At 65.3% G+C, this 1,431-nt stretch carries 1 protein-coding gene; it reads left to right on the top strand.

What is annotated here, in order from left to right:
• On the top strand, positions 1-1,431 hold a 1,431-nt coding region (locus tag ACLPGZ_RS19625), incomplete at both ends, for a hypothetical protein (protein WP_429641895.1).

The following is a 1,431-nucleotide window of genomic DNA, read 5'->3' as shown; positions in this document are numbered from 1 at the left end:
GATGCGGATGCCGACGCCGATGCGGATGCCGACGCTGACGCCGATGCGGATGCGGATGCGGATGCCGATGCTGATGCAGACGCCGATGCGGATGCAGACGCCGATGCGGATGCCGACGCCGATGCGGATGCCGACGCTGACGCCGATGCGGATGCGGATGCGGATGCCGATGCCGATGCCGATGCGGATGCTGATGCAGATGCCGATGCAGATGCAGATGCTGACGCCGACGCCGACGCTGATGCTGATGCGGATGCTGATGCTGACGCCGATGCGGATGCCGACGCCGATGCGGATGCCGACGCTGACGCCGATGCGGATGCGGATGCGGATGCTGATGCAGACGCCGATGCGGATGCCGATGCTGACGCTGACGCTGACGCCGATGCTGACGCTGACGCCGATGCGGATGCTGATGCTGATGCCGACGCGGATGCTGATGCCGACGCTGATGCCGATGCCGACGCTGATGCAGACGCCGATGCGGATGCCGATGCTGACGCTGATGCCGATGCGGATGCAGACGCCGATGCAGACGCCGATGCAGACGCCGACGCTGATGCCGATGCCGATGCAGATGCAGACGCTGATGCCGATGCCGATGCCGATGCGGATGCTGATGCCGATGCTGACGCCGACGCTGATGCGGATGCCGATGCGGATGCCGATGCGGATGCCGATGCGGATGCTGATGCAGATGCCGACGCTGATGCCGATGCCGACGCTGATGCAGACGCCGATGCGGATGCCGATGCTGACGCCGATGCGGATGCGGATGCGGATGCCGACGCCGACGCCGATGCGGATGCCGATGCGGATGCAGACGCCGATGCTGATGCCGACGCCGATGCTGACGCTGACGCTGACGCCGATGCGGATGCTGATGCTGATGCCGACGCGGATGCTGATGCCGACGCCGATGCGGATGCCGATGCTGACGCTGATGCCGATGCGGATGCGGATGCCGACGCCGACGCGGATGCTGATGCCGACGCCGATGCGGATGCTGACGCCGATGCGGATGCGGATGCCGACGCTGATGCTGACGCCGATGCGGATGCGGATGCGGATGCGGATGCGGATGCTGATGCGGATGCCGATGCTGATGCTGACGCTGATGCGGATGCGGATGCGGATGCTGATGCGGATGCGGATGCTGATGCCGACGCTGATGCCGACGCTGATGCCGATGCTGACGCTGATGCTGATGCTGATGCAGACGCCGATGCTGATGCTGATGCCGATGCCGACGCTGATGCGGATGCGGACGCCGATGCGGATGCCGATGCCGATGCGGATGCGGATGCGGATGCTGATGCCGACGCTGATGCCGATGCTGACGCTGATGCCGACGCTGATGCTGATGCCGATGCGGATGCGGACGCCGATGCCGATGCTGACGCGGATGCCGATGCAGATGCTGACGCGGAT

The sequence above is a fragment of the Alcaligenes sp. Me129 genome (assembly GCF_050487245.1).
In the GTDB taxonomy this organism is placed as follows: Bacteria; Pseudomonadota; Gammaproteobacteria; order Burkholderiales; family Burkholderiaceae_B; genus Alcaligenes; species Alcaligenes phenolicus.
Note: the sequence above shows the minus strand (reverse complement) of the source record. Positions and strands in the feature narration are given on the sequence as shown.